The organism is Nocardioides gilvus, assembly GCF_003194605.1.
Taxonomy (GTDB): domain Bacteria; phylum Actinomycetota; class Actinomycetes; order Propionibacteriales; family Nocardioidaceae; genus Nocardioides; species Nocardioides gilvus.
In genome coordinates this window covers 682306-707820 of record NZ_QHKY01000001.1, presented here as the reverse complement: position 1 = coordinate 707820, position 25515 = coordinate 682306, and the positions used below count along the sequence as shown (strand labels likewise).

The 25515-nt window shown below is 69.1% G+C and carries 28 protein-coding genes; 12 read left to right on the top strand and 16 right to left on the bottom strand.

Going from position 1 to position 25515, the window contains the following annotated elements:
* Positions 1-11: 11 nt before the first annotated feature.
* Genes thiS through DNK52_RS03420 form a run of 6 tightly spaced genes read left to right on the top strand, consistent with a single transcriptional unit; the run spans position 12 to position 5274 of the window.
* On the top strand, positions 12-218 hold the full coding sequence (gene thiS / locus DNK52_RS03445; RefSeq protein WP_110239517.1) for a sulfur carrier protein ThiS: 207 nt from the start codon (positions 12-14) through the stop codon (positions 216-218).
* Positions 215-1018, top strand: coding sequence for a thiazole synthase (locus DNK52_RS03440; RefSeq protein ID WP_110239515.1), 804 nt, complete (start codon positions 215-217; stop codon positions 1016-1018). The genes thiS and DNK52_RS03440 overlap by 4 nt, the downstream gene beginning before the upstream one ends.
* On the top strand, positions 1015-1665 hold the full coding sequence (locus DNK52_RS03435; RefSeq protein ID WP_110239513.1) for a thiamine phosphate synthase: 651 nt from the start codon (positions 1015-1017) through the stop codon (positions 1663-1665). The genes DNK52_RS03440 and DNK52_RS03435 overlap by 4 nt, the downstream gene beginning before the upstream one ends.
* Positions 1662-2549, top strand: a complete 888-nt coding sequence (gene thiD / locus DNK52_RS03430; protein ID WP_110239511.1) for a bifunctional hydroxymethylpyrimidine kinase/phosphomethylpyrimidine kinase — start codon at positions 1662-1664, stop codon at positions 2547-2549. Before DNK52_RS03435 ends, thiD begins: the two co-directional genes overlap by 4 nt.
* Entirely contained in the window at positions 2546-4222 is a 1677-nt protein-coding gene (gene thiC, locus DNK52_RS03425) for a phosphomethylpyrimidine synthase ThiC (protein ID WP_110239509.1), read from the top strand. The genes thiD and thiC overlap by 4 nt, the downstream gene beginning before the upstream one ends.
* A gap of 56 nt (positions 4223-4278) precedes the next feature.
* Positions 4279-5274: an aldo/keto reductase gene (locus DNK52_RS03420; protein ID WP_110239507.1), complete on the top strand. Its 996-nt coding sequence runs from the start codon at positions 4279-4281 to the stop codon at positions 5272-5274.
* 42 nt (positions 5275-5316) lie between these two features.
* On the opposite strand, the gene DNK52_RS03415 is transcribed toward DNK52_RS03420, so the two are convergent.
* A complete protein-coding gene (locus DNK52_RS03415; protein ID WP_110239951.1) occupies positions 5317-5766 on the bottom strand; it encodes a PLD nuclease N-terminal domain-containing protein in 450 nt (149 codons plus the stop codon).
* A gap of 66 nt (positions 5767-5832) precedes the next feature.
* On the opposite strand from DNK52_RS03415, the gene DNK52_RS03410 reads away from it, so the two are divergent.
* Positions 5833-6939 (top strand): NAD(P)-binding domain-containing protein, encoded by a 1107-nt coding sequence (locus DNK52_RS03410; protein ID WP_110239505.1) that lies wholly within the window; start codon positions 5833-5835, stop codon positions 6937-6939.
* A gap of 9 nt (positions 6940-6948) precedes the next feature.
* A complete protein-coding gene (locus DNK52_RS03405) occupies positions 6949-7608 on the top strand; it encodes a DUF1707 SHOCT-like domain-containing protein (RefSeq protein ID WP_110239503.1) in 660 nt (219 codons plus the stop codon).
* 30 nt (positions 7609-7638) lie between these two features.
* On the opposite strand, the gene DNK52_RS03400 is transcribed toward DNK52_RS03405, so the two are convergent.
* The 5 genes from DNK52_RS03400 to glpX all read right to left on the bottom strand — a co-directional run bounded on the left by DNK52_RS03400 (position 7639) and on the right by glpX (position 13191).
* Positions 7639-8883, bottom strand: coding sequence for an ABC transporter ATP-binding protein (locus tag DNK52_RS03400; protein WP_110239501.1), 1245 nt, complete (start codon positions 8881-8883; stop codon positions 7639-7641).
* Between the two features lie 4 nt (positions 8884-8887).
* Positions 8888-9727, bottom strand: a complete 840-nt coding sequence (locus DNK52_RS03395; protein WP_110239499.1) for a carbohydrate ABC transporter permease — start codon at positions 9725-9727, stop codon at positions 8888-8890.
* A gap of 1 nt (position 9728) precedes the next feature.
* Positions 9729-10667 (bottom strand): carbohydrate ABC transporter permease, encoded by a 939-nt coding sequence (locus DNK52_RS03390; protein ID WP_239455357.1) that lies wholly within the window; start codon positions 10665-10667, stop codon positions 9729-9731.
* On the bottom strand, positions 10664-11989 hold the full coding sequence (locus DNK52_RS03385) for an extracellular solute-binding protein (RefSeq protein ID WP_110239497.1): 1326 nt from the start codon (positions 11987-11989) through the stop codon (positions 10664-10666). The genes DNK52_RS03390 and DNK52_RS03385 overlap by 4 nt, the downstream gene beginning before the upstream one ends.
* A 179-nt stretch (positions 11990-12168) precedes the next feature.
* Complete coding sequence (glpX, locus tag DNK52_RS03380; RefSeq protein ID WP_110239495.1) at positions 12169-13191, bottom strand: class II fructose-bisphosphatase; 1023 nt, start codon at positions 13189-13191, stop codon at positions 12169-12171.
* A 101-nt stretch (positions 13192-13292) separates the two neighbouring features.
* On the opposite strand from glpX, the gene DNK52_RS03375 reads away from it, so the two are divergent.
* Positions 13293-13844: a DUF4245 family protein gene (locus tag DNK52_RS03375; protein WP_162598582.1), complete on the top strand. Its 552-nt coding sequence runs from the start codon at positions 13293-13295 to the stop codon at positions 13842-13844.
* Positions 13845-13854: 10 nt separating this feature from the next.
* Here DNK52_RS03375 and DNK52_RS03370 read toward each other — a convergent pair whose 3' ends face one another.
* Both DNK52_RS03370 and xseA read right to left on the bottom strand, forming a co-directional pair.
* Positions 13855-14064: an exodeoxyribonuclease VII small subunit gene (locus DNK52_RS03370; RefSeq protein ID WP_110239491.1), complete on the bottom strand. Its 210-nt coding sequence runs from the start codon at positions 14062-14064 to the stop codon at positions 13855-13857.
* Positions 14061-15323 (bottom strand): exodeoxyribonuclease VII large subunit, encoded by a 1263-nt coding sequence (gene xseA, locus DNK52_RS03365; RefSeq protein ID WP_110239489.1) that lies wholly within the window; start codon positions 15321-15323, stop codon positions 14061-14063. The genes DNK52_RS03370 and xseA overlap by 4 nt, the downstream gene beginning before the upstream one ends.
* A 115-nt stretch (positions 15324-15438) precedes the next feature.
* On the opposite strand from xseA, the gene DNK52_RS03360 reads away from it, so the two are divergent.
* Together DNK52_RS03360 and DNK52_RS03355 are read left to right on the top strand one after the other, a co-directional pair.
* Positions 15439-16452 carry a 4-hydroxy-3-methylbut-2-enyl diphosphate reductase gene (locus tag DNK52_RS03360; protein WP_110239487.1) on the top strand — a complete coding sequence of 338 codons (1014 nt, stop codon included), beginning with the start codon at positions 15439-15441 and terminating at the stop codon, positions 16450-16452.
* Between the two features lie 19 nt (positions 16453-16471).
* The gene (locus DNK52_RS03355) at positions 16472-17092 is read left to right on the top strand and encodes an L-threonylcarbamoyladenylate synthase (RefSeq protein ID WP_110239485.1); all 621 of its coding nucleotides are present in this window, start codon (positions 16472-16474) and stop codon (positions 17090-17092) included.
* A 3-nt stretch (positions 17093-17095) separates the two neighbouring features.
* Here the strand turns inward: DNK52_RS03355 and DNK52_RS03350 are convergent, their stop codons facing one another.
* From DNK52_RS03350 to DNK52_RS03335, 4 genes are read right to left on the bottom strand one after another with little or no spacing between them, the layout of a single operon-like run.
* Positions 17096-17500: a DUF6542 domain-containing protein gene (locus DNK52_RS03350; protein ID WP_162598581.1), complete on the bottom strand. Its 405-nt coding sequence runs from the start codon at positions 17498-17500 to the stop codon at positions 17096-17098.
* Between the two features lie 21 nt (positions 17501-17521).
* Positions 17522-18721 (bottom strand): DNA recombination protein RmuC, encoded by a 1200-nt coding sequence (locus DNK52_RS03345; RefSeq protein WP_110239481.1) that lies wholly within the window; start codon positions 18719-18721, stop codon positions 17522-17524.
* Positions 18722-18779: 58 nt separating this feature from the next.
* Positions 18780-19595 carry an SDR family oxidoreductase gene (locus tag DNK52_RS03340; RefSeq protein WP_204163348.1) on the bottom strand — a complete coding sequence of 272 codons (816 nt, stop codon included), beginning with the start codon at positions 19593-19595 and terminating at the stop codon, positions 18780-18782.
* Position 19596: 1 nt separating this feature from the next.
* Positions 19597-20970, bottom strand: coding sequence for a flavin-containing monooxygenase (locus DNK52_RS03335; protein WP_110239476.1), 1374 nt, complete (start codon positions 20968-20970; stop codon positions 19597-19599).
* 70 nt (positions 20971-21040) lie between these two features.
* Here DNK52_RS03335 and DNK52_RS03330 point away from each other — a divergent pair, with 70 nt between their 5' ends.
* Entirely contained in the window at positions 21041-21850 is an 810-nt protein-coding gene (locus DNK52_RS03330; RefSeq protein WP_204163347.1) for an alpha/beta hydrolase, read from the top strand.
* On the opposite strand, the gene DNK52_RS03325 is transcribed toward DNK52_RS03330, so the two are convergent.
* From DNK52_RS03325 to DNK52_RS03310, 4 genes are read right to left on the bottom strand one after another with little or no spacing between them, the layout of a single operon-like run.
* The gene (locus DNK52_RS03325; RefSeq protein ID WP_110239474.1) at positions 21744-22460 is read right to left on the bottom strand and encodes a TetR/AcrR family transcriptional regulator; all 717 of its coding nucleotides are present in this window, start codon (positions 22458-22460) and stop codon (positions 21744-21746) included. The genes DNK52_RS03330 and DNK52_RS03325 overlap by 107 nt on opposite strands.
* Position 22461: 1 nt before the next feature.
* On the bottom strand, positions 22462-23253 hold the full coding sequence (locus DNK52_RS03320; RefSeq protein ID WP_110239472.1) for an exodeoxyribonuclease III: 792 nt from the start codon (positions 23251-23253) through the stop codon (positions 22462-22464).
* A 10-nt stretch (positions 23254-23263) separates the two neighbouring features.
* Positions 23264-24934: a PH domain-containing protein gene (locus tag DNK52_RS03315; protein WP_110239470.1), complete on the bottom strand. Its 1671-nt coding sequence runs from the start codon at positions 24932-24934 to the stop codon at positions 23264-23266.
* Positions 24931-25473 (bottom strand): PH domain-containing protein, encoded by a 543-nt coding sequence (locus DNK52_RS03310; RefSeq protein ID WP_239455356.1) that lies wholly within the window; start codon positions 25471-25473, stop codon positions 24931-24933. The genes DNK52_RS03315 and DNK52_RS03310 overlap by 4 nt, the downstream gene beginning before the upstream one ends.
* Positions 25474-25515: the final 42 nt, after the last annotated feature.

The following is a 25515-nucleotide window of genomic DNA, read 5'->3' as shown; positions in this document are numbered from 1 at the left end:
GAAAGGAACCCATGCTGATCACCTTCAACGGCCAGCCCAGGGAGGTGCCCCCGGGGCGTCTCTCCGCGCTGCTGGTCGAACTGTTGCCCGCGTCCGGGTGTGGCGCCGGCGTCGCCGTCGCGGTCAACGGTGAGGTCGTACCCCGTTCTGCGCAGGCCGAGTGCTGGCTGCGTCCCGGAGACGTGATTGACGTCGTGAGCGCGGTGCCCGGCGGATGATCGTGCGCGCAGAGAGTGGGGGGACGATCCCCGACGACGACGTGCTGGTGATTGCGGGCGAGCCCTTGAGCTCGCGGTTCTTTTTGGGGACCGGCGGGCTTCCCCGCCTGTCGCTGCTGGAGTCCGTGCTCGCAGCAGCCCGCCCGGGGTTGGTCACCGTCAGCGTGCGGCGTACGTCGACCCGCGAGCCCGGTGGTCTGCTGGGGACGGTGCGCTCGCACGGCGTACGGGTGCTGCCCAACACCGCTGGCTGTCTCAGCGCCCGGGAGGCCGTGCTCACCGCCGAGTTGGCCCGGGAGGCGTTGGAGACCGACTGGGTCAAGCTCGAGGTGATCGGTGACGAGAGCTCCCTGCTGCCCGACGCGGTGGAGTTGCTGGAGGCTGCCGAGACCCTGGTCGCCAAGGGGTTCACGGTGCTGCCCTACGCCCCGCCCGACCCGGTGCTGGCCCGGCGCCTCGCAGACGTCGGTTGCGAGGCGGTGATGCCGCTCGGGGCGCCCATCGGCTCCGGTCTGGGGGTCCTGGACCCGTGGACCCTCGAGGCCGTGGTCGCGGCGGTCGAGGTGCCCGTGGTGCTCGACGCGGGGATCGGTACGGCCTCGGACGCCGCCCGGGCGATGGAACTGGGATGCGCCGCGGTGCTCGCCGCCTCGGCGGTCACCCGGGCCGAGGACCCACCGGCGATGGCCCGGGCCCTGCGGCTCGGCGTCGAGGCAGGCCGGGCCGCGAGGTCGGCCGGCAGGATCCCGCGCCGGGCGGTGGCCCGCGCCTCGAGCCCGATGACCGGGAGGATCGGATGAGGAGACGGACCAAGATGCCCGGAGCGCCCGGAGCGCCCGGAGCGCCCGGAGCGACACGAACAACCCGTGTGCCCCGCGTGGTCCTGCTCACCGACCGTACGCAGCTGCCAGCAGAGCACTGCCTGGTCGAGACGATCATCGAGTGTCACCGCGCCGGGCTCCAGGCGGTGGTGGTGCGCGAGCACGACCTCGAGCCGGCCACCCGCCGCACCCTCGTGTCGGAGCTGGCTCGGTTGCCGGGGCTCTGGGTGATCTCGTCGCGGATCCCCGACCCGGCGGCCCACGGTCTCCACCTCGCTGCGCACCAACCGGCGCCCCGCCCGCTCGCGGGCCTGGCGCAGGGATGGGGGAGGTGGGGACGTTCCTGCCACAGCCGCGCCGAGGTGGACCGGGCAGCGACCGAGGGGGCGGCGTGGGTGACGCTCTCGCCCTTCGCGCCTTCGCTGAGCAAGCCCGGGTACGGCCCGCCGCTGCCGGAGCTGGCCTGGGCCGACCACCCGCTGCCCGTCCTGGCGCTCGGTGGGATCACACCCGAGAACGCCCCCCGGGTCCGGGCCGCCGGAGCCCACGGGGTCGCGGTGATGGGCGAAGTGATGCGGGCGACGAACCCCGGCGACGTCGTGGCCCGTCTCCTGGAGGCGGTGTGAGCAGCCTCGGCGGGACCCCGCCCGTGGTGCTGACCATTGCTAGCACGGACTCCGGTGGGGCCGCCGGGATCGCTGCCGATCTGGCCACCATCGGTCACCTGGGGGCTCACGGGGCGTGTGTGGTCAGTGCCGTCACCGCCCAGGACACGACCGGGGTGCACGGTGTCCATCCGGTGCCGGTGGAGGTGGTGGAGGCGCAGCTCGACGCTGTCTTCGGCGACCTTCCGGTCGCAGCGGTCAAGACCGGGATGCTCGGTTCGGCGGCGGTGGTCGAGCTCGTCGCGCGGCGGGTCCGCGCCGCCAAGGTGCCGCTCGTCGTCGACCCGGTGCTGGTCGCCACCAGTGGCGCCGTCCTCGGCGACGTCGAGGTCGTCCAGGCCTACCGCGAACACCTCCTCCGGGTCGCGACCGTCGCGACGCCCAACGCGGACGAGGCTGCCGCCCTGCTCGGTCACGACGGGTCCGTACGGATGCTTGCCCACGCCCTCGCCGAGCGGGGGCACCCGGTCCTGGTGACCGGCGGAGAGTCAGGCAGCGACTGGTTGGCCGTGCCCGGTGAGGAGCTCCGCGAGATCGCCCACACCCCGGTGCGCACCACCAACGACCACGGCACCGGCTGCACCCACAGCAGTGCGCTGGCGACCCTGCTCGCCCACGGGCTGCCTCTGGGGGAAGCGGCTGCACTCGCTGCTTCGTACACCGCTGGTCAGTTGGTCACCAGCAGTCGGTGGCACCTGGGTCGCGGTCGCGGACCGGTCGCCCACACGACCCCGCTCCACCCTCCGCAGCCCCTGCACCTGCCGCTCCAGCGGCCCCTCCAGATCCCGGTCCTCCCCGAGGACCCCGTCCAGACAGCCACCACCAGCTCAGGAGCCCGACCATGACAGTGCACCCCGAAGCAGTCCACCCCGCTCACCTCCGCATCACCGAGGGCGACCTCGGGGTGCCGCGGACCCGGATCAGCCTCACCAACGGTGAGACGTTCGACCGCTACTGCACCTCGGGTCCCGGCTCCGACGTCGAGGTCGGTCTGCCGCGGCTGCGCGAGGAGTGGATCGCCGCCCGCGGTGACACGAGTGGCTACGAAGGGCGAGCCGTCCAACTGCTCGACAACGGTCGCGCCGCCGTTCGACGCGGAGACGCGGAGGGAGAGTGGCGTGGTGTGAAGAGCCGGCCGGTGCGTGGTGACGGCTGCGTCACCCAGATGCACTACGCCCGACGCGGCCTGGTGACTGCGGAGATGGAGTACGTCGCCGCGCGGGAGGGCTGCGACGTCGAGCTGGTGCGCAGCGAGGTGGCCGCGGGCCGAGCGATCATCCCGGTCAACGTCAACCACCCCGAGGTCGAGCCGATGATCATCGGACGACGCTTCCTGGTGAAGATCAACGCCAACATCGGCAACTCCGCGGTGACCAGCAGCATCGCCGAGGAGGTCGACAAGCTGACCTGGGCAGTGACCTGGGGCGCCGACACCGTGATGGACCTCTCCACCGGCGACGACATCCACACCACCCGGGAGTGGATCCTGCGCAACTCACCGGTGCCGATCGGCACCGTGCCCATCTACCAGGCGTTGGAGAAGGTCGACGGGAAGGCCGAGGAGCTCACCTGGCCGATCTTCCGCGACACCGTGATCGAGCAGTGCGAGCAGGGCGTGGACTACATGACCATCCATGCCGGGGTGCTGCTGCGCCACGTGCCACTGACGGCCGATCGGGTCACCGGGATCGTCTCCCGCGGCGGGTCGATCATGGCGGGCTGGTGCCTGGCGCACCACGAGGAGAACTTCCTCTACACCCACTTCGACGAGCTCTGCGAGATCTTCGCGCGCTACGACGTCGCCTTCTCCCTGGGTGACGGGCTGCGGCCGGGCTCGACCGCAGACGCCAACGACGAGGCCCAGTTCGCCGAGTTGCGTACGCTCGCCGAGCTCACCGAACGCGCATGGCGCCACGACGTCCAGGTCATGGTCGAAGGGCCCGGACACGTGCCCCTGCACCTGGTCGAGGAGAACGTACGCCTCCAGCAGGAGTGGTGCCACGGCGCGCCGTTCTACACCCTCGGCCCGCTGGCCACCGACGTCGCGCCGGGCTACGACCACATCACCTCGGCGATCGGTGCCGCCACCATCGCCATGCACGGCACCGCGATGCTCTGCTACGTCACGCCCAAGGAGCACCTGGGGTTGCCGAACCGTGACGACGTGAAGACCGGCGTGATCACCTACAAGCTCGCTGCGCACGCCGCCGACCTGGCCAAGGGCCATCCCGGGGCCCGGGACTGGGACGACGCGTTGTCGCGGGCACGGTTCGAGTTCCGCTGGCACGATCAGTTCGCGCTCGCCGTCGATCCGCAGACCGCGGAGGCCTTCCACGACGAGACGCTGCCCGCCGAGGGCGCCAAGACCGCCCACTTCTGCTCGATGTGCGGGCCGAAGTTCTGCTCGATGAAGATCAGTCAGGACGTCCGGGCCCGTTTTGGGATGCAGCAGGAATCGGCCCAAGAGAAGACGATCCAGTTCGTCGAGATGGGGGCCACCATCCGCGTCGAGGTCTGACCCGGCCGCCAGCGGGGTCGCGCGTAGGGTGGGCGCCGACGAACGGAGGACCACGTATGCGGTACGAGAAGTTGGGCAACACCGGGCTGGAGGTCTCGGCGATCACCCTGGGGTGCATGTCCTGGGGAGACGCGGACCAGGGCTGGCACCCCTGGATCCTGGACGAGGAGCAGGCCCGGCCGCTGATCACCGCAGCCTGGGAGGCCGGGGTCAACGTCTTCGACACCGCCAACGTCTACGCGGGCGGCTCCAGCGAGCGGATCACCGGCAAGATCCTCGGTGAGATCGCTCCTCGTGAGGACGTCGTCATCGCCACCAAGGTCAACGGCCGGATGCGCCCCGGGCCCAACGGGGCTGGCCTGTCGCGCCGCGCGATCATGCGCGAGATCGACGCCAGCCTGACCCGACTCGGCACCGACCACGTCGACCTCTACCAGATCCACCGCTGGGACGACGCGACCCCGATCGAGGAGACGATGGAGGCGCTGCACGACGTGGTGAAGGCCGGCAAGGCCCGCTACCTCGGCGCCTCGTCGATGTTCGCCTGGCAGTTCGCGAAGGCGCAGCACGTGGCCGAGCTCCACGGTTGGACGAAGTTCGTCTCGATGCAGAACCACTACAACCTCCTCTACCGCGAGGAGGAGCGCGAGATGCTTCCGTTCTGCGCCGACTCCGGCGTGGGCGTACTGCCGTGGAGCCCGCTGGCCCGCGGCCGCCTCACCCGGCCCTGGGGGGAGACCACCACGCGCTCGGAGGGCGACTCGTGGGGCCGCAACCTCTACCCGGACTCCGACCGGGTGATCGTCGAGACCGTCGCGAAGGTCGCCGAGCGACGCGACGTCACGCCGGCCCAGGTTGCGCTGGCGTGGTTGATGGCGCAGCCACAGGTCACCTCACCGATCGTCGGGGTCACCAAGCCGCACCACCTCACCGATGCCGTCGCGGCTGTCGACCTGGTGCTGACCGCCGAGGAGTTGACCGAGCTCGCCGCGCCGTACGAACCGCACGCGGTCGCCGGTCACGGGCCGGCGACGCCGAGCGCCTCCAGGTAGCCGGCGCCGGGCGACCGGCAGGTCGAGACCCCTCCGCAGCGCTCAGGCCTCGGTGTCGTCCGAGGCGGCCGTCTCTCCGCGCTCCTTCGCCTCCCGGCGGGCGCGACGCTCCTCACGCTCACGCTCCTCCGCAGCCCGGTCAGCGCGGCGCTTGGCCTCGTAGTCACGGCGCTGCTGCTCGGCCCGCTCCCGGACCTGACGCAGGAAGTCGTCGTCCTGGTCGGGGGCGGTGGCAGCCATCCGCCCCGGGCGGTCGTACTCGGGAAAGTGCGGGGTCTCCCTCTCGTGGGCCGAAGCGACACGGCGCGCCGACAGGGGACGTCCGGCGAAGAGCCACGCCAGTGAGCCCACGAACGGGAAGAAGAGGATCAGCAGGATCCAGAAGCCTTTGCCCAGGTGACGCACCTCGTCGTCGCGGCTGGTGATCGCCTCGACGAGGCAGTAGATCGACAGCACGATCGGGAAGACGTAGAAGGCGATGATCCTGGGCATGGCGAGATCGTAGGGGTCGCCGACCACCCCCGGGCATGGTTTTTCGAATCTTGACGTTGTGCGGTCATGGAGCAGGTGAACAGCACGAGCGGCACCATTCTCGACACGGTCGTGATCGGTGCCGGGCAGGCCGGGCTCTCGGCCTCCCACCACCTCCGTCGCCTCGGCGTCGAGCACGTCGTGCTGGACGCCAACCCCGCTCCGGGCGGTGCATGGCAGCACCGGTGGGACTCGCTCACCATGACCGACGTGCACGGCGTCGCCGATCTCCCGGACGCCACCGCCCCGGGTCGTTCGGGAGAGCGCGCGAACGAGGCGGTGCCCACCTACTTCGCCGCCTACGAGGCGTCCCACGACCTGCCGGTGATCCGCCCCGTACGGGTGGACGAGGTGCTCTCCGACGGCGACCTCCTCCGGGTCCGCGCCGGGGAACGGGAGTGGCTCACCCGCACCCTCGTCAACGCCACGGGCACCTGGACCCGACCGTTCGTGCCGTTCTACCCGGGCATCGGCGACTTCGCCGGCGAGCAGTTCCACACCGCGTCCTACCCGGGCGCGAACCACTTCGCCGGCCAGCGCGTGCTCGTCGTCGGTGGGGGAGCCTCCGCGGTGCAGTTCCTCGGCGAGCTCGCTCCTCTCACCGAGACGCTGTGGGTGACGCGGCGTCCCCCCGTCTGGCGCAGCGACGACTTCGACCGCGAGGCCGGACTCCAGGCCGTCACCCTGGTCGCCGAACGCGTACGTCAAGGGTTGCCGCCGGCCAGCGTGGTCAGCGTGACCGGGTTGGCGCTGCGGCCCCAGGAGTCCGAGGCTGCGCAGTTGGGGGCGTACGAGCGGCGCCGCGAGATGTTCACCCGGATCGAGCCGCGTGGGGTGAGGTGGGCCGACGGGACGTACGAGGCCGTCGACTCGATCCTGTGGGCGACCGGCTTCCGGGCCGCGACCGACCACCTCGCGCCCCTGGGTCTGCGCTCGCCGGCCGGCGGCATCGAACTCGCGCCGGTGCCGGGCAACGTGCAGGGAGCCACCACGGCCGTACGTGACCCGCGGGTGCAGCTGGTCGGGTACGGCCCCTCGGCCAGCACCGTCGGCGCCGGACGGGCCGGGCGCACGGCGGCTCGCGCGGTCGTGCGGCTGCTGGAGGGGGAGCGCTCAGCGGCCACGACTGGGTAGGCTCGGAGCATGGATCAGCCTGACCCTTCCCAGTTGCGCATCTCGGACCAGGACCGGCACAAGGTGGCCGACATGCTGCGGGACGCGGCAGGCGAGGGACGGATCGACCTCGAGGAGCTGGACGAGCGCCTCGAGGCGGCCTACGCCGCGAAGGTCTACGCCGACCTGGTGCCGCTGACGATGGACCTGCCCAATTCCAACCTGCCCGCGCCGATGATCGGTCCCGGGCCGGTGACGCGCCAGGCGCATGCGGGGAGTGCTCCGGCGGGGATGCCGTTGTCGAGTCCCGCTTCGTCGGTGGCCGTGCTGTCCGGGGTGGACCGCAGAGGGCCGTGGCTGGTGTCCCAGACACACACCGCCTTCTCGATGATGGGAGAGGTGACCCTCGACCTCCGACAGGCCTCATTCGCCGCCGCCGAGACGGTGATCAACGCGAACACGGTCATGGGATCGATCGACATCTACGTCAACGCCGGCACCCACGTGATTGTCGAGGGCGTCGGACTCATGGGCTCCTTCGAGCAGGGGCGGGACCGCGTACCGCCGGACTACGGGCCCCAGGCCCCGGTCATCCGGGTCAAGGGCTTCGCACTGATGGGTGCTGTCACCGTGACGCGCAAGCGGATGCCGGGGGAGCCGGGCAAACTCAAGAAGATGCTCGGCACCTGAACCCAGTCGCAGTCCCAGCCCCAGTAGTGGTCACTCCTGGCCCTCGGCGGCCATCTTCTCGGCCCTGGCCTGGTCCTGGGGGTTGTCGAGGCCTGGGATCTCGCCGGCGTGGTCGCGGTCGACGGTGAGGTTCTCGCCGGTCTCCGGGTCGAAGAGGTGCATCTTCGCGGAGTTGATCCAGATCTCTGCCTCGTCGCCCTCGGCCACCTTGCTGGCGCCGTCGAGAGAGACGACCAGCTGCGTACGCAGGGAGTCACCGTCGAGGTCCTTCTCCAGTTGCTCGAGCTGCTTGCGCACCTCGGGCGGGGCCTCGAAGGGGATGTAGGCGAAGGCCTGGTTGCCCAGCCACTCGACCACGTCAACGGTCGCGCGGAAGGTGGAGCCGGCAGTCGCGATCCCGCTGTCCATCACGTTGGCGTCCTCGAAGTGCTCGGGACGGATGCCGGCGATCAGGAGCCCACGGTCCTGGACCTTGTCCGCCTTCTCCTGCGGCAGTTCGACCTCGCCGAAGGGGAGCTTGACCGTGGTGCCGGAGACTTCGGCGGGCAGGAAGTTCATCGGCGGGGAGCCGATGAAGCCGGCCACGAAGAGGTTGCCCGGGTTTTCGTAGAGCTCGCGCGGTGAGGCCAGTTGCTGCAGCAGGCCGCGCTTCAGCACGGCCACCCGGTCGCCCAGCGTCATCGCCTCGGTCTGGTCGTGTGTGACGTAGACGGTGGTGATGCCCAAGCGCTTCTGCAGCCGCGCGATCTCGGTGCGCATCTGGCCGCGCAGCTTGGCGTCGAGGTTGGAGAGGGGCTCGTCGAAGAGGAACGCGTCGGCGTCACGCACGATCGCGCGACCCATCGCGACCCGCTGTCGCTGACCACCCGACAGGTTGCCGGGCTTGCGCTCCAGGTGCTCGTCGAGCTCCAGGGTCGCCGACGCGTCACGGACCTTCTTGTCGATCTCGTCCTCCTTGGCGCCGGCGAGCCGGAGCGGGAAGGCGATGTTCTCGTAGACCGTCAGGTGCGGGTAGAGCGCGTAGTTCTGGAACACCATCGCGAGGTTGCGGTCGCGGGGCGCGAGGTCGTTGACCTTGCGGTCCCCGATGAGCATGTCGCCGGAGGTGATGTCCTCCAGGCCGACGATCATCCGCAGCAACGTCGACTTCCCGCAGCCCGAGGGGCCGACGAGGATGATGAACTCGCCGTCCGCCACCTCGATGCTGACGTCGTTGACGGCGGGGAACCCGTCGCCGTACTTCTTGACGATGTTCTTCATGGTGATGGAAGCCATCGGATCAACCCTTCACTGCGCCGGAGGTCAGGCCGGCGACGATCTTGCGCTGGAACAGCAGGACGATGATGACGATCGGGATCGTGGAGACCACGGCCCCGGCGGCCAGTAGGGATGCCGGCCGGTTGAACGGGTCGGCTCCGACGAAGAACGAGAGCGCGGCCGGGATCGGTCGAGCGGACTCGGTGGATGTCAACGAGATGCCGAAGACGAAGTCGTTCCAGGCGAAGAAGAAGGTCAGGATCGCGGCGGTGAAGACACCGGGAGCCGCGAGCGGGACGATCACCTTGCGGAACGCCTGCCACGAGGTGGCCCCGTCGACCTGTGCCGCCTGCTCCATCTCCCACGGGATCTCCCGGAAGAAGGCGGAGAGGGTCCAGATCGCCAGCGGCAGGGTGAACGACATGTACGGGATGATCAGGCCGATCCAGGTGTCGTAGATCCCGATGGAGCGCCACACGTCGAAGAGCGGGCCGACCAGGGAGACCACCGGGAACATCGCGATCACCAGGGCCGTGGTGAGGACGAACTTCTTGCCCTTGAACTCGAGCCTGGCGATCGCGTACGCCGCCAGCGTCGCCAGGATGACCGACAGCAGCGTGGCGATGAGCGAGATGCCGATCGAGTTGAAGATCGCCCGCCGGAACTGCTCGTTCTCCAGCACTGACGTGTAGTTCTCCCACCCGGCGAAACCGGCCTCGGTGGGCAGGAAGCCGGGGCTTCCTTCGGTCACCGACTTCTGCGACTTGAAGCTGAGAGAGATGATCCAGGCCACTGGAAGGAGGCACCAGGTGAGGATCAACAGACCGCCGAGGATGACGCCGATGCGAGTCTTGAGTTTCATCTCAACCCTCCTGCCTGGCCGAGGCAAGGTCGACACGGAAGACCTTCACGATCACGAAGGCCACGATGAGCACAGAGATGAAGAGCAGGACCGAGAGCGCTGAGCCGATGCCCAGCTGGAACTGCTCGATCACTTGTCGATAGGTGAGGAAGGAGACCGACTCGGTGCCTTGGGCGCCGGCGGTCATCACGAAGATGTTGTCGAAGATCCGGTAGGCGTCCAGGGCCCGGAAGAGCACCGCCACCATGATCGCCGAACGCATGTTGGGCAGGATCACCTTCCACAGACGCTGCCACCACGAGGCACCGTCGACCTGGGCGGCCTCCAGCATGTCTTCCGACACCTGCGCGAGACCCGCCAGCAGCAGCAGCGACATGAACGGCGTGGTCTTCCAGATCTCCGAGACCATGATGGCGGCCATGGCCGAGCCGTACTCCCCGAACCAGTTGAAGTTGTCCTCGATCAGGGGCAACCAGCCGTTGATGAAGCCGTTGGTGTTGGAGAAGGCGAACTGCCAGGCGAAGCCGGAGACCACCGTGATGATGCCGTAGGGGATCAGGATCGAGGTGCGGATGACGCCGCGCGCGAAGATCACCCGGTGCATCACCATCGCGAAGATGAAGCCGATGACGAGCTCCACCGCCACCGTCACGACCATGATGAAGACCGTGTTGAGCGTGGTGCTCCAGAAGAGCGGGTCGGTCAGGGCCGTGACGTAGTTGGTGAGGCCGATGAACTTCTGGTCGTCGGGGGCCGTGAGGCTGTAGTCGAAGAGGCTGAGCCAGAGCGCGCGCAGCATCGGGAAGGCCGTGACCAGCAACATCAGGACGAGCGCCGGAGCGACGAGTTTGCGCCCGAGACTGTTTTCTGCGACGGCGCGGTCGCTGGCCTCCTGACGCGGAGCGCTGGTCTCCTGGCGGGGAGCGATGGTGGTGCTCACAGCAGTCTCCTTCCGGCGAGGACCTCAGTGAGGAACTCGGCCGACTCCCGGGGGGTGGTGTCCGGGTCGACGGAGGTCGGTGAGTGCCACACCGACTGCAGCGCTCCGGAGATCTGGCTGTAGAAGGCGCTCTGTGGTCGAGGCCCGGCGCCGTCGATGGACTCGCGGAAGAGGGCGAGCAGGTCCTCGGGGTAGGCCTCGGTGAGGGCCGAGGACTCGTACACGGAGCCCCGGGAGGGGAAGAGGCCGGCCTCGACGGCGAGCGCTTCCTGGGCGTCGGTGCCCGTCACGCACAGAGCGGCCTCCTGCGCCTGTTCCTTGTTCTCGCCGTAGGCGCCCACCCCCACCTGGATGCCACCAATGGGGGGACGGGACTCCTCACCTTCAACTGTGGCGGGATAACGGGTCCACCCCAGGTCGTCGAACTCGTCCTGGGAGATGCTTTCCGGCTGGTTGCCGACGGTCGACTCGTACTGCTTGTAGACGAAGGTCCAGTTCACCATGAACTCACCGGCGCCCTCGGCGGGGAACATCTGGCCCAGGCTGGTGCCTTCGTTCGAGACGGTGAGGTCGGACTGACTGGCGTCGGAGTCGACCAGTTGGGCAATGACCTCGGCGGCAGCCTTGCCGGCCTCGGAATCGATCTCGACAGTCGCGTCGCGGCCCGACTCGGTGTCACTCACCAACTCGCCTCCGGCGCCCATCACCATCGCGTTGAGCCAGACGATGTAGCCCTCGTACTTGTTGGCCTGGACGCCGACCGTGCCGCCGTTCTCATCGGCGGCCTCGATCACCTGCGACCAGGTGACGGGCTGGCTCATGTCGAGCCCCGCGGCCTCGGCCAGCGACTTGCGATACCAGAGGACCTGGGTGTTGGCCCACTGCGGGGCGGTCACCACCTGGTCCTCCCAGGTCGCGGTCGCCGCTGCGCCCTCGAGCACGTCGTCGTCGAGGACCTCGGCTGCCATGTCGTCGGGGAAGGGCTCCAGCCACCCTGCGCTGGCGAACTCTGGCACGAAGATGGGGTCCAGGTTCATCAGGTCGGTGGAGGAGTCCTTGGCCGCCAGTCTGCGGGCAAGCTGCGTACGCTGCTCCGTCGCGTTGTTGGGCAGGAGCTGCACGGCGATGTCGTACTCGTCGGTGGAGCAGTCTGCTGCGATCTGCTCGACCGTCTCCTGGGCGTCCGGGTTGATGTACCAGTTCAGGACGGTCTTGTCGGAGTCGGAACCGCACGCAGCCAGCAGGGTCGATCCCAGTACGAGAGCGCTCAGGGTGGCGAGCGGTCGGCGCAACTGCCGACGTACGGGGCGGGGAGAACTCATGAACCCTCCTTGTGTGGGCTACATCACATTTAGTCCTCTTTGACTACGGAACGCAACCCCTGCGTCATCGCGGTGTACCCCCGGGTCCGCCCCGCGAAACGGCTCGAGCCCCACGACATCGTCGCGGGGCTCGAGCGGTGGGGCGGGGTGCGCCCGTGGAGGGTTCAGGTCCGGTCAGGTCACTTCTCGAAGTCGATGGCCGAAAACTGCTTCATCTTGCCGAGCTGGTGCTCGGAGATGACCTGGCGGATCGTCCCGGAGCGCGAGCGCATGACCAGGGAGTGTGTGGTCGCCGCGCCGTTGGGCAGGTATCGCACGCCCTGCATCAGCTCGCCGTCGCTGATGCCGGTGGCGACGAAGAAGCAGTCGTCCCCGGTGACCAGGTCGTCGGTGTGGAGGACGAAGTCGGGGTCCAGGTTGTGGCCGGCGTCCAGGGCGCGCTGCCGCTCCGCGTCGTCGGTGGGCCACAGGCGGCCCTGGATCGTGCCGCCGATCGCCTTCATCGCGCACGCGGCGATAATGCCCTCGGGGGTCCCGCCGATGCCGAGCATCAGGTCGATCCCGGTGCCCGGACGGGCCGCCATGATCGCGCCGGCGACGTCGCCGTCGGTGATGAGGCGGATGCGGGCGCCGGTGGCCCGGATCTCCTGGATCATCGCCTCGTGACGCGGACGCTCCAGGATGACGACGGTGACGTCCTCGGGGCGAGTGCCCTTGGCCTTCGCCACGGCGTGGATGTTCTCGGCGATCGGCTTGCGGATGTCGACGACGTCGGCGGCCTGGGGGCCGGTGACCAACTTCTCCATGTAGAAGACGGCCGAGGGGTCGTACATCGCGCCGCGCGGAGCGACAGCCATCACGGCGACCGCGTTGTTCATCCCCTTGGCGGTCAGGGTGGTGCCGTCGATCGGGTCCACGGCGACGTCGACCTCGGGTCCGGTGCCGTCGCCGACCCGCTCCCCGTTGAAGAGCATGGGGGCTTCGTCCTTCTCGCCCTCACCGATCACGACGGTGCCGTTCATCGCGACGGAGGAGATCATCACCCGCATCGCGTTGACCGCGACCCCGTCGGCTCCGTACTTGTCGCCACGCCCGACCCAACGTCCGGCAGCCAGCGCAGCGGCCTCGGTCACTCGTACGAGCTCCATGGCCAGGTTGCGGTCGGGGGAGAGGGGCGAGACGGAGAGGTCCACGGTCGTCATGGGCGCATGTTATCGCCGCTCAGCGCCGGCCCCGACGCCGGTCACTGCCTCGGACAGGACCGGACTGCAGGGGCTGGGCTGAGCCTGCGAGTATTGGTCGGGTGAGTCAGAGTCCAGGGCGTTACCAGACCTCCATGGCCGGCATGGTCGGCGCGATGATCGTGCTCGTCGGCTGCGTCATCGCGTTCGTCGTCTTCCGCGAGACCACCCGGGACGTGCCCGAGCTCGAGCCCGAGGCCATCGACTGGACCACGGCCGTCGTCTCGATCCAGAGCCAGGGCCACGAAGTGGCCCACCCCGCAGAGCTCCAGGACGGGTGGATCGCCACGACCATCGAGTTCCTTCCCACCGAGCCGGTGACCTTCGGTCTCAACCTGCTGACCGACGAGGGCCGGTTCGTCGGGCTCCGTCAGGAGGACCAGCGCCTCGAAGACCTGCTCGAGACCTTCGTCGACGACGAAGCGGTCGAGGGGGATGCTGTCCAGATCGAGGGTGACCTCGGCGGCGAGTGGCAGAGCTTCGAGGACGAGGGTGGCGACACGGCCCTGGTGTTGGACCGCAAGGACCACTACCTCATGGTCTTCGGGTCCGCCGACGAAGACGTGCTCGTCGACTTCGCCTCGACCCTGACCCTGGCTGACCTGCAGGAGTAGGAGGCGCGCCTCATTCGGGGTCGACGGCTGCGTCGAGACGCTTGCGCGCCCCGTTGAGCCAGTCCTCGCAGGCACGGGCCAACGCCTCGCCCCGCTCCCACAGCGCGAGTGAGGCCTCCAGGGTCGTGCCGCCCTGCTCCAGGGTGCGTACGACCTCGACGAGCTCCTCGCGGGCCTCCTCGTAGGAGAGATCCTTGGGGTCCGTCGGGGTCTGACTCATGACTTGGCTCCTGCGTCTCGGTCCGGGGTGGTGGCAGCGGGGTCGGGCGCGACCCCGGTGCTGGTGGTGTGCACGCGGCCGTCGGCCAGTCGTACGGTCAGCTCAGTGCCCGCGGCGGCCGAGGAGATCGACGTGACCACGTGGCCCGCGTCGTCCTGGACCACTGCGTAGCCCCGTTGCAGGGTGGCGAGGGGCGACAGGGCCCGGGCGCGGGCGCGGTGGTGGTCAACGTCGTCGGCGGCTCGGTCGAGACGGTGGCTGAGGGTGCGGCGAGCGCGCTCGCGCAGGGCGTGGACCTCGTCGGCGCGGGTGTCGAGCAACGTACGCGGGTCGGCCAGCACCGGGCGCGAGCGCAACGTGTCCAAGGTGCCCTGCTCGCGGTCGACGAAGGCCCGCACCAGGGCACGGATGCGCTGGTGGGCCCACCGGACCCCGTTGAGCTCCTCGGCCATGTCGGGGACCACCAACTTGGCTGCATCGGTCGGCGTGGAGGCGCGCACGTCAGCCACCAGGTCGAGGAGGGGCTGGTCGGGCTCGTGACCGATCGCGGAGATCACCGGAGTGCGCATGGAGAAGACGGCGCGCACGACGGCCTCGTCGCTGAAGGGAAGCAGGTCCTCGACCGATCCGCCGCCCCGGGCCACGATCACCACGTCGACCTCTGGGTGGGCCTCGAGCCGCTGGAGGGCGGCGATCACCGTGGAGGCGGAGTTGGTGCCCTGCATGGTGGCGTGGACGACCTCGAACCTGACCGAGGGCCAGCGGCGCCGCGCGTTGTCGAGGACGTCTCGCTCGGCGGCCGAGTTGGGAGCGGTGACCAGGCCGACGCAGGTCGGCAGGAACGGAAGGGAACGCTTGAGGTCCGGAGCGAAGAGCCCTTCGGCCGCGAGCAGTTGGCGACGACGTTCGAGGCGGGCGAGCAGCTCTCCGAGCCCGACCATCCGGATGTCGCGAGCCACCAGGGACAGCGAGCCGCGATTGGCGTAGTAGCTGGGTTTGGCGTGCATCACCACGCTGGCGCCCTCGACCAGAGGGGGGTTGAGGCTGTCGTAGAGGCTGCGCGCGCAGGTGACGTTGACCGAGATGTCGGCGTGGGAGTCGCGCAGCGTCATGAAGACGGTCTGCAGCCCGGGTCTACGGCTCACCTGGGTGACCTGGCCCTCGACCCAGACGGCGCCGAGTCGGTCGATCCACCCCGAGAGGGCGTTGGCGATCGACCGGACGGGTGCCGGCTGCTCCAACGAGGTCTCGAGTGCCACGCCGGGGAGCCTAGTGGGTGGGGCCGACGGGGACCCGATGACAGGGTTGGCGGCCGGGTTGAGGGGAATGTGCGTGGATGGCCCGGTTGAGGTGGTGGCCCGTAGACTCGGGGCCATGACCACCGACCTCGGCCTCCCCCCGGTCCTCGATCCCGCCACCGCCCGGAGCGTGCTGCTCGCCGCTCCGCGCGGATACTGCGCCGGGGTCGACCGGGCCGTGATCACCGTCGAGAAGTCACTCGACCTGTATGGCGCGCCGGTCTACGTGCGCAAGGAGATCGTGCACAACAAGCACGTCGTCACCACCCTGGAGGAGCGAGGGGCCATCTTCGTCGAGGAGCTGGACGAGGTGCCCCCGGGCGCCACCGTCGTCTTCTCCGCCCACGGCGTCTCGCCGGCCGTGCACGCTGAGGCGGCCGAGCGGAGCCTCAAGACCATCGACGCCACCTGCCCGCTGGTCACCAAGGTGCACCACGAGGCCAAGCGTTTTGCCGCCGACGACTACGACATCCTTCTGATCGGCCACGCCGGCCACGAAGAGGTCGAGGGCACCGCGGGCGAGGCGCCCGACCACATCCAACTCGTCGAGTCGCCGGCCGACGTCGCCGGCATCGTCGTGCGTGATCCCGCCAAGGTGGCCTGGTTGTCGCAGACCACCCTGTCGGTGGACGAGACGATGGCCACCGTCGCCGCGATCCGCGAGAAGTTCCCGTTGCTCCTCGACCCGCCGAGTGACGACATCTGCTACGCCACCCAGAACCGCCAGGTCGCGGTCAAGGAGATCGCGAAGGACGCCGACCTGGTGCTCGTCGTCGGCTCGCGCAACTCCTCCAACTCGGTCCGGTTGGTCGAGGTGGCCCTGGAGGTTGGCGCCAAGGCGTCGTACCTGATCGACTACGCCTCCGAGATCGACGACGCCTGGCTCGAGGGCGTCGAGAAGGTCTCCGTCACCTCGGGCGCTTCGGTGCCCGAAGAGTTGGTCGACGGGGTCCTGTCCTACCTCGCCGAGCGTGGGTACCCCGACGCGCAGGCGGTGCGCACGGCCGAGGAGTCGCTGATCTTCGCGCTCCCGCCGGAGTTGCGACGCGACATCCGGGCAGCAGCTGAGCTGGCCGCCCGCCAGGCCTGAGGCGCTGTAAAGTCCGCCCATGGCCAGATACCTCGACGTCCACCCCGAGAACCCCCAGGCGCGGACGATCAGCCAGGTCGTCGACCAACTGCGCAATGACGCTCTGATCGCCTATCCCACTGACTCGGGGTACGCGCTGGGGTGTCAGTTGGGCAACCGTGAGGGCCGGGACCGGATCCTGAAGATCCGTGACCTCGACGAGCGTCATCACTTCACCCTGATGTGCAAGGACTTCGCCCAGCTGGGCCAGTTCGTCCACCTCGACAACTCGGCGTTCCGGGCGATCAAGTCGGCGACCCCGGGCCCCTACACCTTCATCCTGCCGGCCACCACCGAGGTGCCGAAGCGCTTGATGCACCCGAAGAAGCGCACCGTCGGCGTCCGGATCACCGACCACCCTTTGGTCTGCTCGATCCTCGCCGAGTTGGGGGAACCACTGCTCACGAGCACCCTGATCCTGCCCGGCGAGACCGAGGCCCGCACCAGCGGTTGGGACGTCAAGGAGGAGCTCGACCACCAGGTCGACATCGTGATCGAGGCTGGCGAGACGACCGCAGTGCCCACCACGGTCGTGGACTGGTCGGAGGGCTACCCCGAGGTCATCCGGGTCGGGGCCGGAGATCCCTCCCGCTTCGAGTGAGTCTCACTCGTCGCCGAGCGCGCCGCGGCGTCTGAGCTCCAGGGTGCACAACGCGAGGGCCCACCCCACGACCAGGGCGAGGCTGTGGGTGGCGATCCCGGTGACGATGGCCTGGACGGCCCCGTCGTCCTCGTCGGCGATCATCTCCGGAGCGACGAAGCCCAACAGCAGGAGCACGGTCACCATCAAGGCCGGCGGGAGCACCACCGCGACCGCGAACTCGTCGCGGTGCACCCGGACTGCCAGCACCAGGCAGACCGTGATGAAGGACAGGTCGTAGAAGAGGTCCAGTCTGAGGCCGAGTGCCCAGTTGACGGCGACGAGGGTGAACACCAGAGCGAGCCCGAGTGCCACGACCTGGCGTCCGGGTTCGGTTCCGTACAGCCCTGGAGGCTGAGTTGGGCTCACGGCGTCAAAAATAGGCCACTCTCAGGCTCCGGAGGCACGCCGCGCCGTAGGTGTCTCGCCCGCGACGTCAGGACGCAGCCCGTCGAGACGGCCGAGATCGTCGGTGAACGCGTCGGTGGCCGGGAGCAGGGCGAACTCCGGAGCGGTCAGTTGACGGGGGGTTCGCTCCACCTGGGTGCCCTCGGCGAGCTGGTGCTCGACCACACCGAGCTCGCTGAACTTGCGCGCCGTCACGAGCACACGGCCCTCCAATGAACCCACGGCCTGGTTGTAGGACTGGACGGCGCTGGAGAGGCTTCGACCGACCTTGGAGAAGTGGTCACCCATGGTGCCCAACCGCTCGTGCAGGTCCTGGCCGAGACGCATGACCTCGGCGACCTGGGCAGCCACGGTCTCGTGGCGCCAACCGTGCGCCACGGTGCGCAGCAGGGCGATCAGCGTGGTGGGGGTCGCCAGGACCACGTTGCGGGAGGCGGCGTACTCGAGCAGATCTTTTTGGGTGTCGAGCGCCACCGAGAGGAACGCCTCGGCGGGCACGAACATCACCACGAAGTCGGGGGTCTCGGTGAGCGACTTCCAGTACGCCTTGTCGCTGAGCTGGTTGACGTGCGTACGCACCTGTCGGGCATGGCGGGCCAGGTGCTCGGCGCGCGTGGTGTCGTCGTCGGAAGAGGTGGCGTCCAGGAAGGCGCTGAGTGGAACCTTCGCGTCGACCACGATCTGGCGTCCGCCGGCGAGATTGACCACGAGGTCGGGGCGCATCACGCCGTCGTCGATGCGCACCTGCTCGGAGAAGTCGCAGTGGGAGACCATGCCGGCCAGCTCGACCACGCGGCGCAGGTGCATTTCGCCCCACTGACCACGCACCTGGGGCTTGCGCAGGGCCGTGCTCAGCGAAGCGGTCTCGCGGCGCAGTGACTCGGTGGTGTGGCGCATCCCCTGGACCTGGGCGTTGAACTCGCCCTGCCAGGTGGCACGGTCGTGCTCCAGGAGTCGCAGTTGGTCGGCGAGCCGCTCCAGCCCCTCCTTCACCACCGCCTGGTCGCCGGCACGGGACTCGAGCACGGCGTCCGACTGGGACCTCAACTCGGCGCGCAGCGTCTCCTGCACGTGGGCGTCGGCAGGAGAGTGGGCCCGCGCCCAGAGCCACCCGATCAGCCCGCCCAGCGCGAGGCCGAGCAGGAGTCCGAGCAGCAGGGTCAGCAGCGTCGATGCGTCCATGTCTTGATGATGGAGCAGGGTGCCGACAGTTCTGGGTAGGCAGAGCGCTCCAAGGGTCTCAGGGACGTCGTGTCAGGCGTCTGGTGATCAGACGGTTGGCCCAGGCCGGAGTGACCTGCGAGGCAACCGTGAGCACACGCGCCTGCGCGCCCACGGCGTGGTGGACGCGGCGTACCAGACCCCGACCATCCGTCCCGGCACGCCGCTCCACTGCGTGGACGAGCGCGTCCGCGACATCGGTCTCGTTCAACCGCACCCCGAGTGAGCGGACGGCTCCGATGTCGACTCCCTCGACCATTTCGGTCGCGACGAAGAGTGGCCACAGGTCGATCACCGCGATCCCGTGCTCGGCCCACTCCAGCTCGAGGGCCTCGGTCAGGCCGCGGATCGCGAACTTCGTGGCTGAGTAGGTGGCCAGGTCGGGTTGGCCGTACATCGCCGAGGCGGACCCGAGGTTGACCATCACCGGTCGCTCGGCCCGGCGCAACAGGGGGAAGGCGGCGTGGGCGCCGTTGATCGTGCCGAGCACGTTCACCTCCACGATCGCGCGGTGCCTCTCCAGATCGGTCTCGACGAACGGCCCCGAGGAGAGCAGCCCGGCGTTGTTGACCAACAGGTCCAGACGTTCGTCGCAGACCCGGGCGAGCGCGGCGTGCCACTGATGGGGGTCGCGGACGTCGAGGCGTCCGGTGACCACCGACGTACCGTGGGCGGCGGCCACTTCGGCGAGGTCTCGCAGGCCGGGCTCGTCGATGTCGAAGGCACCGACCCGCCACCCGTCGCGCAGGAGCTTGACTGCGGTGGCGTGGCCGATCCCGCGGGCGGCGCCGCTCACCACCGCCACCCGGGGCGGGGGAGCGCTGGGCGACGCCACGTCAGGCGACCACTCGCTCGGTGACCGACGACGTACGGCCGGCCCGGCGGGCGCCGGCCGCGCGCTCGACGCGCAACTCACGCATGTAGTCGTCGAAGTCCACCTGGATGGTGTGGCGCTTGCTGGCGACGTACCTCTTGGCCCGCGCCTTGCGGTAGCGAGTCATCTCCGACTTCATCGCAGTGGGGCCGGGCAACGCGTAGCGACCCTGGAGGTGGTCGGCGGCGAGCTCCGACTGCCGCTCGGCGATCGGCATGATCGCGCCCAATGGCTGGACCAGGCCGATGAAGTAGAGGCCAGGGACCCCCGGGTGGAACATCCGCTTGTAGAGCTCGATCTCGTTGTCGCCGCTGGGGTCCAGGAAACCGCGGTCGAAGAAGGGGAAGGTGATCCGGTATCCGGTGCAGTAGACGACCAGGTCGGCCGCGACGCGGCTGTCGTCGGTGAAGACCACGTCCGGTCCCTCGAACCGCGCGATGGTGGGCTTGGGGACGACCGCGCCGTGGGCGAGCCGGTCCAGCACCCGGCTGGAGACGCTGGGGTGCGCCTGGGCGACCTTGTGGTCGGGCTGCTGGAGGCCGTAGCGCGTCATCGGCCCCGTAACGGTACGCATCACGACGCGGGCGATGGGCCAACGGATCCAGGACGGGAGCCACTCGTGGCCTGCGATCGCGTCGTAGGGGCGCCCCAGGATGTGCTTCGGGACGACGTGCACGCCACGACGGTGGGACAGGTAAGTCTCGCGTGAGTGGTAGCTGGCGTCGACCGAGATGTCCATCGCAGAGTTGCCCATGCCGAGCACGACGACCACCTTGTCGACCAGTTGCTTCTCGTCCTCGTAGTGGTGGGAGTGGATCTGCTCACCGGTGAAGCTCTCCGCACCGGGGAAGGCGGGCTCTGGCATGCGAGGGTCCCAGTGGTGGCCGTTGGCGACCATGACCGAGCCGTAGCGCCGAGTCTCGCCGGTGCTCAACCGCACGTCGAAGCCGCCGCCGGACAGTGGCTGCACGTGCTCGACGCCGGTGTTGAACGCGATGTGGTCGCGGAAGCCGAAGTGGTCGACGTAGGCGTCGAAGTAGGCCGCGATCTGGTCGTGCCGCGCGAAGTTGGGCAGGTGGTCCGGCATCGGGAAGTCGCTGAACTCCATCCGGCTGCGTGAGGTGTTGATGTGCAGCGACTTGTAGGAGGAGGAGACGCCGTTGCTGTTGCCCCACACCCAGTTGCCGCCGACCCGGTCGGAGAGCTCGAAGCAGTCGAAGTCGATGCCGCGCTCGTGGAGGACCTTGGCCGTCGCGATCCCTGACGAGCCGGCGCCGATGACGCAGACCCGCCGACCAGTGTCATCGAGCTGGGGTGTGGTGGCGGGTTCAGTCATCGGAGGAGCTCCCGGATTCGAGGAATATGACCACTGGTCATGTGAGGAATCCACTGTAGGGTGCGTGGGTGTGACGAGCAACACTCCCGACCTCGTGTCCAGTACGGGGCCACGCGGCCTCGAGGTGCTCGCGGCCCTGCCGGGCAACGACGCCGACGAGAAACCACCGCTGCTCTTCGTGCACGGCCTCGGCCATGGGGCGTGGTGCTGGGAGCACTGGCTCACAGCTGCTGCGGCGGCCGGGCACCCGGCGTACGCGGTGTCGTTGCGCGGGCACGGTGCGAGCGGGGGGAACTTGCGTACGGCCCGGCTGAGTCACTATGTGGACGACGTCGTGCACACCGCGGCCTCGCTGCCGCGGCGCGCGGTGCTCGTCGGCCACTCCATGGGCGGACTCGTCGTGCAGAAGGCGCTGGCCCGGTACGCCGCCCACGCCGGCGTGCTGGTGGCCCCCGTGCCCGCGCATCCCGCCGTCGGATCGCTCCTGGCGGTGGCTCGTCGCCACCCGGGGGACGCGGCCCGGTTGATGGTCGGCATGTCCTTGCCCCTGCGCGCGGAATACCTGGTCAACCAGCTCACCGCCGCTGAGGCTGAACGGGTCACGGATCGCTGTGGGGGAGAGTCTCCGTTCGCCCAGTACCAACTCCTGATGCACCGTCCTCCTGCCCAGCCAAGAGGGAACGCGCCGGTGCTGGTCCTCGCCACCCCGGACGACGCGCTCGTGCCGCTGCGTGACGTACGCCGGACGGCAGATCGCTACGGAGCAGACCTGGTCACGTTTCCCGGGATGGGTCACGACCTGATGCTTGACGCCGAGTGGCGTGCGCCGTTCGAGGCGATGACGAGCTGGCTGGCCCGAAGGCCGTCTCGAGCACTGTGACGAGTCGGTCGATCGCAGCGAGGCGCTCGTCGCGATCGGTGCTGCTGAGCCCCAGGACTGGGTCCAGGCCCGGGTTGTGGGGCGCCAGGGCGATGTGGGGGAGCAGGAGCAGCAGCAGCGCGAGAAAGGCCTCGACGTCCGCGTCCGGTCGCAGGTGTCCTTGGTCCCGGGCATCGCTCAGGAGCGGTCGCAGCACGGCGGCGTAGTGCTCGTTGACGACCTGGCGCACCACGAGTCGGGCTGACTGGTCCGGCTCCAGGTTGACCGCCGCCGTCATCGCCAGCTCGAGGGGATGGGTGTGGAAGTACTCCTCCCACATCACGACCAGCTCCCGCAGCGGGCCGAAGAGGCCGCTGCCCCAGTCGGCGGCGTCGATCGCTGCAGCCATGTCATCGCGGATCCGGAGGCTGGCGCGCTGGGAGAGGTAGGCGTACAGGTCGGACTTGTCGCGGAAGTACTGGAAGAGGCTGCCCTTGGCGACGCCGGCGTTGCGGGCGATCACGTTGAGGCTGCCACCGGAGAAGCCGTGGGCCGCGAACTCGGTCTCCGCGGCCGTGATGACCGCCGAGCGGCGGGCCTCGGGCAGGCGCTCCCACGTCGACGTCGGCATGTCAGAGCGCGATGTCGGCGATGACCGGGGCGTGGTCGGAGGGTGTGCCGGTGCCCAAGGCAGGGTTGCGTTCGTCGACGTCGATGAAGGCGTGGGTCACTTTGGCGGCGACCGAGGGGGAGCCGAGGACGAAGTCGATGCGGAGACCGCGGTTCCGTTCGAATCGTTGGCGGTAGTAGTCCCAGTAGGTGTAGACGTCGGGGCCGGGAGTGTGCGGACGCGTCACGTCGACGTAGCCGTCGTCGAGAAACCCTTGGAAGGCCGCGCGCTCGGGCGGGGTGACGTGGGTGGAGTTGCGGAACTGCTTGGGGTCGAAGACGTCCTCGTCGGTGGGGCAGACGTTCCAGTCGCCGACCAGGACGGTGTCCTCGCCGAGCCAGTTCTGGGCCTGCTCGCGGAGTCTCCCGAGCCAGTCGAGCTTGTAGACGTAGTGCGGGTCGTCGGGCTTGCGGCCGTTGGGCACGTAGAGGGACCAGATCCGCAGGCCTCCGCAGACTGCCCCGATCGCACGGGCTTCCGCGGTGAGCGGGTCGCCGTAGCCGGGCATGCCGTCGAAGCCGACCTGTACGTCCTCCAGGCCCACGCGGCTGATCAGGGCGACGCCGTTCCACTGGCTGGTGCCGGCCGCAGCGACCTCGTAGCCGCGTGACTCCAGACCCATGAGCGGGAGTTGCTCGACCTTGGCCTTGGTCTCCTGCACGGCCAGGACGTCGATGTCGTGGCGCTCCAGGAAGGCCTCGACACGGTCGATGCGGGTACGGATTGAGTTGACGTTCCAGGTGGCGATGCGCACGCCGGCGAGCCTAGTCGCGGCCGGTCAGGAAAGGCCTGACCGGCTCCCGGGTGGCGTCTGCAGCGAGCCTCACCGCGAGGTGCTCAGGAATGTCGGTGAGCGTGACCTGCTCCGCTCCGGCGGCCGTGGTCGCCTGCAGGGTGACCAGCCCGAGGCGGCGTTGGAAGAAGCTCTGGTCGAAGACCCAGCCGATGATCCCGTCGACCTCGAGGACCGTACGCCGTCGTGCCGTGGCGCCGTGGCCCACGACCAGGTGGTCGTCGGTCAGGAAGTGGCCCAGGTGGGCGTACGACAGCTCCGCCAGGACCACGCCGAGCGGGATCCAGAGGAGGCCCGGGGCGAGGAACCACCACAACTCGCCTTCGGCCTCCGCCATGGGCAGGACGATCTGGTGACCGACGGCGCCGAGGACCAGAAGGATCAGGGACATCCACTGGAAGGAGATGTGGCGGCGCCGGCGAGCGGCGAAACCGTGCTGGACGAGACGGACGCGCAGGGGGTGGGCGTCACCCAGGATGTCGCTGGCGACGGCGACGGCCACGTCGGTGGGGCACTGCGGAAGGATCTTGGTGGTCCCCCCGTCGCCGACACCCGTGGCCAGGGTGGCGAGCTCGGCGCCGTTGACCGGGCGCATCAGGAGCGGCTCGACGAGCTCGATGCCGCGGACGCGCTTCTCCTCGACGCTGATGGACCGCGTCGTCAGCAGGCCGGCGGACATCCGCAGGATGCCGGCATCGCGGGTGAGTCGCAGTGCCCACCACTGCACCATGTAGCCGCCCATGGAGATGATCAGCCAGCCCACGAGGAGCGAGAGGGCGATGACGACGCTGAGCACCACCACACCGATTCGCAGGGCCGCTCGGGTCGACTCCGCGATCTCGGCGTAGTCGACGTCGATGTCGCCCGCGAACTGCGAGAGGACGCCGATGGCGGCAGCGATGACGGCGAGGCGAGCGAAGTTGAAGGGAGCGAACCGGACCCACGTCCAGTCGAAACGGGCGAGCACCTGCTCCGTGCTGGGAGGGGCGCTCGGGGTGGGCGGCGCCGAGACCGGACCGTCGTACGACTCATCGGCCGCGGCAGGGTCGGCGAGGACCGAAGGGGCGGCGAGTGCCGAAGGGGCGGCGAGTACCGCAGGATCGGTCGGATCAACTGGGCTCGCTGGCACGGTGGCGTTCGTCGAGGCCAAGCGAGCAGTCAGCAGTTGAGCCCGCAACTCATCGGCCCGCTCTGTCGTGACGGCGTCCAGCTCGATCCGCTCGGAGTCGACACCGGTACCGATCTGGACCTTCCGCATCCCCAGCAGACGGTGGAGCACGGTGGCTTCGAGGTCGACGCTGCGGATCCGGTCGAGCGGCGCGGTGGAGGTGGACTTGTTGAGCAGTCCCTTGCGCATCTGGAACTGGGTCGCGGTGATCCGGTAGGTGGTCGTGAACCACGGGATCAGACCGAAGAGGGCAATCACCGTGACGACCACGGGGGCTGCCAGCACCCACCAGATGCCGTCCAGGCTGGAGACGCCGAAGATGACCGCAGCGATCGGGAAGATCGCACTCCTCACTGCGCCGATCGGGTCGAGGAGCAGCTTGCGCTTGTCCAACCGCAGCCAGCCCTCGTCCTGGGGACTCGGCTCGGGCGACTCGTCGGGTGGGGTGACGTCGGGGGTCTGCTCGAGGCTCACGTGGCGTCGCCCTCGGTGGCAGCGGTGATCTCGGTGAGGGTGACGACGAGTTCGCGAGCGTCGTCCTGGTCGAGGCCAGCGATCGTGATCGGGCCGGCAGCCGAGGCAGTGGTGACCGTGATCGAGGAGAGCTTGAAGTAGCGCATCAGCGGACCCTGCTGGGAGTCGACGGTCTGCACCCGGCTCAACGGGGCGATCCGGCTCTCTCGACCGATCCACCCTTCTCGGGTGTGGATCGCGATCTCGTTGATCTCCCACCGATGGATCCGGAAACGGATCTGGGGCATCGCGAATATCTCGGCCGCCGAGTAGAGCGCGATCACGGCGACGATCGCGGTGGCCCACCACGGCCGTGAGGGCACCACGAAGTAGATGACCAACGCGATGCCGAGCACGAAGATCGTGGTGATGATCGCCTGTACGCGCCAATAGGTCACCGCGCGGGGGCTGACCCGGTTCGCGGGTTCGCGCAGGGCATCGCTGGGGTCACGCTGCGCATTGCTGGGGTCACGGGGGGTTTCGATCTGCGGCTCGGTCACGGTGCAACCTTTTCACACGCCGCCGACGCCGGGCCGAGCGTT

Excerpts from the sequence above, each read along its gene's own strand:
- DNK52_RS03370 (WP_110239491.1), bottom strand. The coding sequence starts at position 14,064 with ATGAGTCAGACCCCGACGGACCCCAAGGATCTCTCCTACGAGGAGGCC.
- DNK52_RS03395 (WP_110239499.1), bottom strand. The coding sequence starts at position 9,727 with ATGAAACTCAAGACTCGCATCGGCGTCATCCTCGGCGGTCTGTTGATC.
- DNK52_RS03335 (WP_110239476.1), bottom strand. The coding sequence starts at position 20,970 with ATGACTGAACCCGCCACCACACCCCAGCTCGATGACACTGGTCGGCGG.
- DNK52_RS03420 (WP_110239507.1), top strand. The coding sequence starts at position 4,279 with ATGCGGTACGAGAAGTTGGGCAACACCGGGCTGGAGGTCTCGGCGATC.
- DNK52_RS03440 (WP_110239515.1), top strand. The coding sequence starts at position 215 with ATGATCGTGCGCGCAGAGAGTGGGGGGACGATCCCCGACGACGACGTG.
- DNK52_RS03415 (WP_110239951.1), bottom strand. The coding sequence starts at position 5,766 with ATGCCCAGGATCATCGCCTTCTACGTCTTCCCGATCGTGCTGTCGATC.
- DNK52_RS03325 (WP_110239474.1), bottom strand. The coding sequence starts at position 22,460 with ATGCCGACGTCGACGTGGGAGCGCCTGCCCGAGGCCCGCCGCTCGGCG.
- DNK52_RS03400 (WP_110239501.1), bottom strand. The coding sequence starts at position 8,883 with ATGGCTTCCATCACCATGAAGAACATCGTCAAGAAGTACGGCGACGGG.
- DNK52_RS03360 (WP_110239487.1), top strand. The coding sequence starts at position 15,439 with ATGACCACCGACCTCGGCCTCCCCCCGGTCCTCGATCCCGCCACCGCC.
- DNK52_RS03345 (WP_110239481.1), bottom strand. The coding sequence starts at position 18,721 with ATGGACGCATCGACGCTGCTGACCCTGCTGCTCGGACTCCTGCTCGGC.
- thiS (WP_110239517.1), top strand. The coding sequence starts at position 12 with ATGCTGATCACCTTCAACGGCCAGCCCAGGGAGGTGCCCCCGGGGCGT.
- glpX (WP_110239495.1), bottom strand. The coding sequence starts at position 13,191 with ATGACGACCGTGGACCTCTCCGTCTCGCCCCTCTCCCCCGACCGCAAC.
- DNK52_RS03385 (WP_110239497.1), bottom strand. The coding sequence starts at position 11,989 with ATGAGTTCTCCCCGCCCCGTACGTCGGCAGTTGCGCCGACCGCTCGCC.
- DNK52_RS03410 (WP_110239505.1), top strand. The coding sequence starts at position 5,833 with ATGGAGCAGGTGAACAGCACGAGCGGCACCATTCTCGACACGGTCGTG.
- thiC (WP_110239509.1), top strand. The coding sequence starts at position 2,546 with ATGACAGTGCACCCCGAAGCAGTCCACCCCGCTCACCTCCGCATCACC.
- DNK52_RS03435 (WP_110239513.1), top strand. The coding sequence starts at position 1,015 with ATGAGGAGACGGACCAAGATGCCCGGAGCGCCCGGAGCGCCCGGAGCG.
- DNK52_RS03405 (WP_110239503.1), top strand. The coding sequence starts at position 6,949 with ATGGATCAGCCTGACCCTTCCCAGTTGCGCATCTCGGACCAGGACCGG.
- DNK52_RS03355 (WP_110239485.1), top strand. The coding sequence starts at position 16,472 with ATGGCCAGATACCTCGACGTCCACCCCGAGAACCCCCAGGCGCGGACG.